The organism is Microbacterium umsixpiens (genome assembly GCF_053543675.1).
The window spans coordinates 16438-23277 of sequence record NZ_JBLVOH010000103.1; the positions used below are offsets into that span (position 1 = coordinate 16438).

Genomic DNA, 6840 nt, shown 5'->3' on the forward strand with positions numbered 1-6840 from the left:
GGCCGGGTCGTGCACGTGGGTGGCGACTTGAGCGTGCTCGACGTGGAGGACAGGCGATCCGCCGAGGTGCTCCTGACCAGCTGGGGGACGCACGAGATCTCTGCCGGCGTGCTCGACGGGTTCTCCTCGCTCGAGGCGATCATCCACACGGGGGGTTCGGTGAAGCGGCTCCTCACGGACGACGCGTGGGAGACGGGCGTGCGCGTCTCGACCCAGGTCGAGCGCAACGCGGAAGCGGTCGCCGAGTACGCGGCGGCGATGATCGTCGCGAGCCTGAAAGGCGTGTTCCGACTGCGTCGCGACTACATCCGCGAAGGTGCGACGCTCGATCGGGGGCCGCGTCTCGACACGCTCGGGATCACGGCCAAGACCGTCGGCCTGGTGGGAGCGTCCCGCGTCGGGCGTGCGGTGGCGCGACTCATCGCACGACACGATCTGCAGGTGCTCGTCTACGACCCGTACGTCGATGCCGTCGAAGCGGATTCTCTGGGTGCCCGGCTGACGTCGTTGGAGACGCTCATGCGCGACAGCGACGTGGTGTCCCTGCACGCCCCGGCCACTCCGGGCACGCGCGGGATGATCACCCGTCGGCTGCTGGAGAGCATGAGCCCCGGTGCCACGCTCATCAACACCGCCCGCGGATCGATCGTCGATCAGGACGCCCTCATCGACGTGCTCCGCACCCGCGACCTCTTCGCGATCCTCGATGTCACCGAACCCATGGTCCCCGCCGCCGACTCGGCGTTGTGGGCGCTGGAGAACGTCTTCCTGACGCCCCATCTCGCCGGTGCCACGGGGTCGGATCTCCAGCGGCTCGGCCGAGGAGCAGTCGACGAGGCGATTCGAGTGCTCACGGGCGAGGAGCTCGCGCACCGGGTGCGGGCCGAAGACCTTTCGCGAATCGCGTGAGCCCCGGGGAACCGGGAAGAACGGAAGAGGGATCATGAGCAATCGGACGAGGCACGATGTCGACGTCGCCGTCATCGGCGGTGGGCTCGCCGGTGTCGCGGCAGCGATCGCTGCGGCGCGCAACGGAGCGACCGTGGCGCTGGTGCAGGATCGTCCGGTGCTCGGAGGGAACTCGAGCAGCGAGGTGCGGGTCTGGGTCTGCGGTGCGACGGCGACGGGGCATCATCGCTTCGCGCGCGAGACGGGGATCATCGGTGAGCTCTATGTCGAGAACGAGTACCGCAATCCGCTCGGCAACCCGTACTACTGGGACCTCGTCGTGCTCGATGCCGTGAAGGCGGAGCCGCGCATCACCCTGCTGCTGAACACACACATCACCGAGGTGCAGATGCACGGAGACCGGATCTCGTCGGTGGGCGGGATCGTGCTGGGATCGGAGGGCGAGGTCACTGTGGCCGCGCACACCTTCGTGGATGCCACCGGCGACGGATCCGTGGCGGCCCGGGCCGGTGCTCGGACGCGACTCGGCCGGGAGGCGAGTGCAGCTTTCGGTGAGGATCTGGCACCGGAGGAAGAGGACGAGCTCACGCTGGGCAGCACGCTGCTGTTCTACACTCGCAAGGAGTCCGAACCGGTGCCGTTCGTGCCGCCGGCGTTCGCGATAGACCTCGCAGCCACGACGATCCCGGAGAGCCGGGTGCTTCGAACCGGTGACAACGGAGCCGACTACTGGTGGATCGAATGGGGCGGCGAGCTGGACATCGTCGCTGACAACGAGCGGATCAGGGACGAGCTGTGGGCAGTCATCTACGGCATCTGGGATCACATCAAGAACTCCGGACGCTTCCCGGATGCCGAGAACCTCACTCTCGAGTGGGTCGGGTCGGTTCCGGGCAAGCGGGAGTATCGCCGGATCATCGGTGCGCACACCATGACGCAGGAGGATGTCGTCTCGGCGACGCGCAAGGCGGACGCCATCGGATTCGGCGGGTGGTCGATCGACCTCCACCCCTCGAAGGGCGTGTACGAGCCTCGGTCCGCCGCTCAGCAGATCTACCCGCGCGGCACCTACGACATCCCCTTCGGCATCCTGCGCTCCATCGATGTCGGCAATCTGCTGATGGCCGGACGCAACGTGAGTGCCACGCACGTCGCGTTCGGTTCGCTGCGCGTGATGGCGACGTGCGCGGTGATGGGCGAGGCCGCCGGAACCGCCGCGGCGCTGTGCGCGGCATCGGACTGGACGCCCGCGGAACTCCACGCTGCGCACATCCGAACACTGCAGCGCCGGCTGACCCGACAGGATGCCGCGCTCATCGGCGTGCAGGATGACGACCCCGCGAATCTCGCGCTGCAGGCACGGGCGACCGCGACGTCGGAGCTCCGGTGGGACGAGCTGGAAGAACCGGATTCCTCGCTCCTGCTCGCGGACGACACCGCGTTCCTGCTTCCACGAGGACAATCGGGGCCGGTGCGGGTGCACCTCTCGAGCGACGAGGACGCCTCCGTCTCCTGGACCGTGCATGAGACCCTCGACGGCCGCACATACTTCCCTGCCGTGAGACTCGACTCGGGCAGCATCGAGCTCCCCGCCGGTCATGTCGGCTGGGTGTCGCTGCTCGACGAGCTCCCCGCCGGCGGCAGCCCGGATACGTCGACCGTCGTCGTCCTCGAAGCGACCCCGGGAGTGCGGTGGGGGACCAGCGGCCAATATCTGTTCGGCACGGTCTCGATGACCCGCCCCGTCTCGGCGCATGTCGAGGAGATCGACGCCCATCTTCTCGCCGATCGACCCGACGACGTGGTGCGCTGGGGGATCAAGAAGCTGGCACGTGTTCGACTCGCCACCCGGTGCGAAGGCGCGGTGGCCGGTCTGGAGGCGGCCAACGTCGTCGGGGGATACGGGCGCCCGTACGGCGGGCCGCGGATGTGGTCGTCGCGTCCGCGACGAGATCTGGTCGCGGGGGACCCGGAGATCCTCACGCTCGAGTGGGAGCGCGAGGTCCAGGCGTCGGAGGTACGCGTCGTGTTCAACGACGATGTCAATGCCTACGTGAACAATCTCCACTATGTCCGGAGTGAGCACCGGATACCGCCCGAGATCGTCGCCGACTTCGATCTCGAAGCATTCGTGGATGGGCACTGGCGTACCCTCGGCACGGTGCGGGACAATCGTCGACGTCACCGAACCGTGGCGTTCGAACCCGTCGCGACGGCGCGGATCCGGCTCGTCTGCCACCGCACGAACGGCTCCGACCTGGTCCAGGTGGGCCAGGTGCGGGTGTACTGATCGGAAGAGCAATGACAGCAGTGCATCCCACCCCGTCCGGCCTCACGCCTCGTGCGCTCAAGTTCGAAGCGCTCGCGCAGGAGCTTCGTCGAGGGATCGCGGCCGGCAGTTGGCCGCTGGGCAGCCTTCTGCCGACCGAGAAGCAGCTCGTCGAGTCCACGGGCTACTCGCTCAGCACTGTGCGGCGGGCTGTCGACGTCCTGGTCGACGAAGGGTTGATCCTCCGCCGCCAAGGCTCCGGCATGTACGTGTCGAGTGCCTCCAGGCAGCGAACCGAACAGCGCACGATCGGCGTGCTGATTCCCGACACCCGGCTCTACTTCCCGACCGTCCTGCAGGGTATCGAGGCGGGCCTCTCGGGCTCGGGAACCTCCATCGCTCTCGCGACCTCCCAGTACGACTCGCGCGTCGAGCAGGAAGCGATCGCCCGGTTCGTCGAGTCCGGCGTCGATGGTCTGCTGATCACGCCCATCATCTCGGACGATGCCGATCCCGGCGCCCTGCTCCGCCGGCTGGAGAGCATTCCGATACCGGTGGTGATGCTGGAGAGACGTATCCGGAGCCTGGGCTATTTCGATCCGACCGAGTACGTCTGCTCGAATCATGAGGCCGGGGCGTTCGAGGGGGTCTCGCACCTGCACCGACTCGGCCACCGCCGGATCGCGCTGGCGTTGCGAGCTGATTCCGCTCCGTCGTCCGGAGTCCGCCGCGGGTATGAGGCATCCGTCCCGCACCTGGAGGGCATGGTGAGCACGATCGTCTCGAGGACGAGCGCGGAGTGGTTGCAGACCCACGCGGACGATGTGCTCCAGGAGATGGTTGATGGCAGCTGCACCGCGGCCCTCGTCTTCGGTGATCGCGAGGCCACGCTCCTCGAGGTCGCTGCGCAGCGTCGGGGGCTGCGTGTGCCCGAGGATCTCGCCATCGTCTCCTATGACGACGAAGTGGCCGACGTCGCCCCGGTGCCACTGACAGCCGTGTCGCCGGCCAAGCACCGCATCGGGCGGATGGCCGCGGCGCTCCTGCTCACGCGGATCACCGAGGGAGATCAGTCGCCGGTACAGCAGATCTCGATCGTGCCGAGGCTGACGATCCGCGATTCCTGCGGCGCCCGATCCCGCTAGACCCGCGCCCCGCTCAGCCGGCGAACAGCGTGACCGGCAGCCCGCGCACTCCGGGCTGCACGGCGAACACCGAACCCGCCTCGGTGCCGTGGTCGTCGGGGAGGCCCTGCGCTGACGTCGTGATGTAGAGCGTGTCGAGGTCGTCGCCGCCGAACGTGCACGCCGACACCTGCGGCACGGGGAGCTCGATCGTCTGCACGAGCGCTCCGGTCGCGTCGTAGCCGTGCACGGCACTGCCGCCCCAGAGGGCCACCCACACGCTGCCGTCCGCGGCGACGGTCAGCCCGTCCGGGGACCCCTGCTCCTCGGGGATCGAGACGAATGCCCGCCGTCCGCGCAGCTCACCCTCGGCCACATCGAACACGTCGATGCGGTGGGTGGCGGTGTCGACGTAGTAGGCGCGGCGGCCGTCGGGCGAGAAGCCGATGCCGTTCGAGATCGTCGCCCGAGGTAGCACGGTCGAGACCGCGAGCTCCGCGTCGAGCCGCAGCACGAACCCGCCGTCCGGTGCGGCGTCGTAGGCCATGGAACCTGCGAGCAGGCGGCCGCGCGGGTCGCAGCATCCGTCGTTCATGCGAACTCGCGGGTCTTCATGCAGAGTCGCCACGGCGCGCGTCTCGCCGTCGACGTCATCCGCGAGGTAGAGCGTGCGGGCGCCGACCGCCACCAGGCCGCCGTTGGTGCGCGGTCGCGCGAAGGCCAGGTACTCGTCGTCGATGTGCTGCCGCGTCACGCCGTCGGTGCCCAGCGTCAGCAGATCGCCGGCCTCCCCGTCGACCCACCGCAGTCCACCCCAGCCCGGCCACCACACGGGACCTTCGGCGTGACGGGCGACGGGACCGGTGACGTTCTCCGGGGTCATGCTTCCTCTCTCGGCTGGGTGCGCCCGGCGGCGTCGAGCGACACGGAGCCCGCTCCACGACTGCGCGCGACGTACACGGTGTTCGACGAGACCCCGTCGGTCACGGGATTGTCGAAATCGACGATGTGGGCGACGGCGTCATCGAACACGGCGTTCAGCTCGACCATGAACTCGTCGTCGGGCGGATCATCCGACCACAGGGCGAAGACCCCGCCCGCGGCGAGATGACGGTCGAGCGCACGCAGACCGGCGGCGTCGTAGAGGTCGGCGTGCGTCGGGTCGAGCTGGTGGCGCGGAGAGTGGTCGACGTCCAGGAGGATGGCCGAATACCCGCGGTGCCCCTCAGCGGGTGCCGACCGCATGACGGCGAAGAAGTCGTCCTCGACCAGACTCGTACGCGCATCCTCGACGAGTTCCGCCGACGCGGGCAGGAGCTTGCGCTCGTGCCAGCCGATCACGGCGCCCAGTCGATCGATCACCGTGAGCGATGCCACCCGCGCATCGCGCAGCGCCGCGACGGCGGTGTAGCCGAGCCCGAGCCCGCCGACCAGGACCGAGAGGTCGTCGCCGACCACCGCGGCGAGCCCCAGATTCGCGAGCTCTTCCTCTGCCACCGTGAACAGGCTCGACATCAGGTATTCGTCGCCGAGCTTGACCTCGTAGATCTCCTGCCCGACCGCCGGCTCCGTGCGCCGGCGCAGCATGAGGTCGCCGATCGGCGTCGTCTGCCAGTCGAGCTCTTCGAACCGAGTGATCACCGCGGCATGCTTCCGTCGTCGTCGCCCGGCAGAGGCGGGATGCGGGCGGGGCCCGCGGATGTGCTCGCGTCTCGGGGTTTCTCGTCGCGGAGGGGGAGCGGCATCCGCTCGGGCTCCGGGGTGGCCGTCTCCGGGGCGGAGATCTCCTTCGCCACCTGCTTCTCGAGCACCGTGACGGCGTCGTCGGAGAGCAGGATGAGGCCGTCGAGCTCTTCGCGCACGCGCTTGTACGCGACGTTGCGCTCTGCCTGCGTGGCCGACTCGTCGACCGCGACCTTGAGCAGCTGCTGAGCCCGTTCCAGTCGCTTGCGCTCCGGCGCGGTGAACGTCGAGTCGCGCAGACGCCGGGCATCCTTCTCGGCGATCTCGAATGCGACCGCGTAGCCGCCCACCGCCTGCAGGTACTCGGTGATCTGCTGCTCCGACACCTTCGCCTCGGCGGATGCCGGACGCAGCGCATCCGCCGTCTTCTTGGCGCGCAGGAACGCGGCGGTCAGCGGCTGACGGCCGTCGCTCATGGCGGGGAAGGCGATGAGCTTCGCGACGTCGAGCTCGTAGTCGAGCCAGCGTGCGGTGATCTCGTCGTGCTCGGCGAACAGGCGCGCGACCAGGTCGTTCGGGACGACGGATGCCGTGGTGTCGACCACCGAAGGGCCGCGGCGCTTGGCCTGCTGGGTGAGCGCACGCGCCTCGATCTCGGCCGTCTTCAGCTGCGCCTTCATGCGAAGAGTCTCCAGGCGGCGCTCGTGCCGGCGCTTGGAACCCTGCTCCCACGCCTTCGCGGCACCGCCGGCCATCCCCATGATGGGGAAGATGAGCCACCAGTAGTTGCCCGCGAAGTTCCAGAAGCCCTGGATGAACTCGTCCATGATGCGTTCAGCCTACTGCGCGGGGGGG

Annotated in this window: 6 protein-coding genes; 3 read left to right on the top strand and 3 right to left on the bottom strand. The window is 68.8% G+C overall.

What is annotated here, in order from left to right:
- From ACNPM4_RS10560 to ACNPM4_RS10570, 3 genes are all read left to right on the top strand, one after another.
- On the top strand, positions 1 to 909 hold a 909-nt coding region (locus ACNPM4_RS10560), incomplete at its 5' end, for a hydroxyacid dehydrogenase (protein WP_448985644.1).
- A 34-nt stretch (positions 910 to 943) separates the two neighbouring features.
- The gene (locus tag ACNPM4_RS10565; protein WP_448985645.1) at positions 944 to 3199 is read left to right on the top strand and encodes an FAD-dependent oxidoreductase; all 2256 of its coding nucleotides are present in this window, start codon (positions 944 to 946) and stop codon (positions 3197 to 3199) included.
- An 11-nt stretch (positions 3200 to 3210) separates the two neighbouring features.
- Complete coding sequence (locus ACNPM4_RS10570) at positions 3211 to 4323, top strand: substrate-binding domain-containing protein (protein ID WP_372467911.1); 1113 nt, start codon at positions 3211 to 3213, stop codon at positions 4321 to 4323.
- Between the two features lie 13 nt (positions 4324 to 4336).
- Here the strand turns inward: ACNPM4_RS10570 and ACNPM4_RS10575 are convergent, their stop codons facing one another.
- The 3 genes from ACNPM4_RS10575 to ACNPM4_RS10585 are packed head-to-tail and all read right to left on the bottom strand — an operon-like array spanning position 4337 to position 6812.
- Positions 4337 to 5185 carry an SMP-30/gluconolactonase/LRE family protein gene (locus ACNPM4_RS10575; RefSeq protein WP_448985647.1) on the bottom strand — a complete coding sequence of 283 codons (849 nt, stop codon included), beginning with the start codon at positions 5183 to 5185 and terminating at the stop codon, positions 4337 to 4339.
- Positions 5182 to 5943, bottom strand: a complete 762-nt coding sequence (locus tag ACNPM4_RS10580) for a polyamine aminopropyltransferase (RefSeq protein ID WP_372467913.1) — start codon at positions 5941 to 5943, stop codon at positions 5182 to 5184. The genes ACNPM4_RS10575 and ACNPM4_RS10580 overlap by 4 nt, the downstream gene beginning before the upstream one ends.
- The gene (locus tag ACNPM4_RS10585; protein WP_448985648.1) at positions 5940 to 6812 is read right to left on the bottom strand and encodes a hypothetical protein; all 873 of its coding nucleotides are present in this window, start codon (positions 6810 to 6812) and stop codon (positions 5940 to 5942) included. Before ACNPM4_RS10585 ends, ACNPM4_RS10580 begins: the two co-directional genes overlap by 4 nt.
- Positions 6813 to 6840 lie beyond the last annotated feature (28 nt).

Excerpts from the sequence above, each read along its gene's own strand:
- ACNPM4_RS10575 (WP_448985647.1), bottom strand. The coding sequence starts at position 5,185 with ATGACCCCGGAGAACGTCACCGGTCCCGTCGCCCGTCACGCCGAAGGT.
- ACNPM4_RS10570 (WP_372467911.1), top strand. The coding sequence starts at position 3,211 with ATGACAGCAGTGCATCCCACCCCGTCCGGCCTCACGCCTCGTGCGCTC.
- ACNPM4_RS10565 (WP_448985645.1), top strand. The coding sequence starts at position 944 with ATGAGCAATCGGACGAGGCACGATGTCGACGTCGCCGTCATCGGCGGT.
- ACNPM4_RS10585 (WP_448985648.1), bottom strand. The coding sequence starts at position 6,812 with ATGGACGAGTTCATCCAGGGCTTCTGGAACTTCGCGGGCAACTACTGG.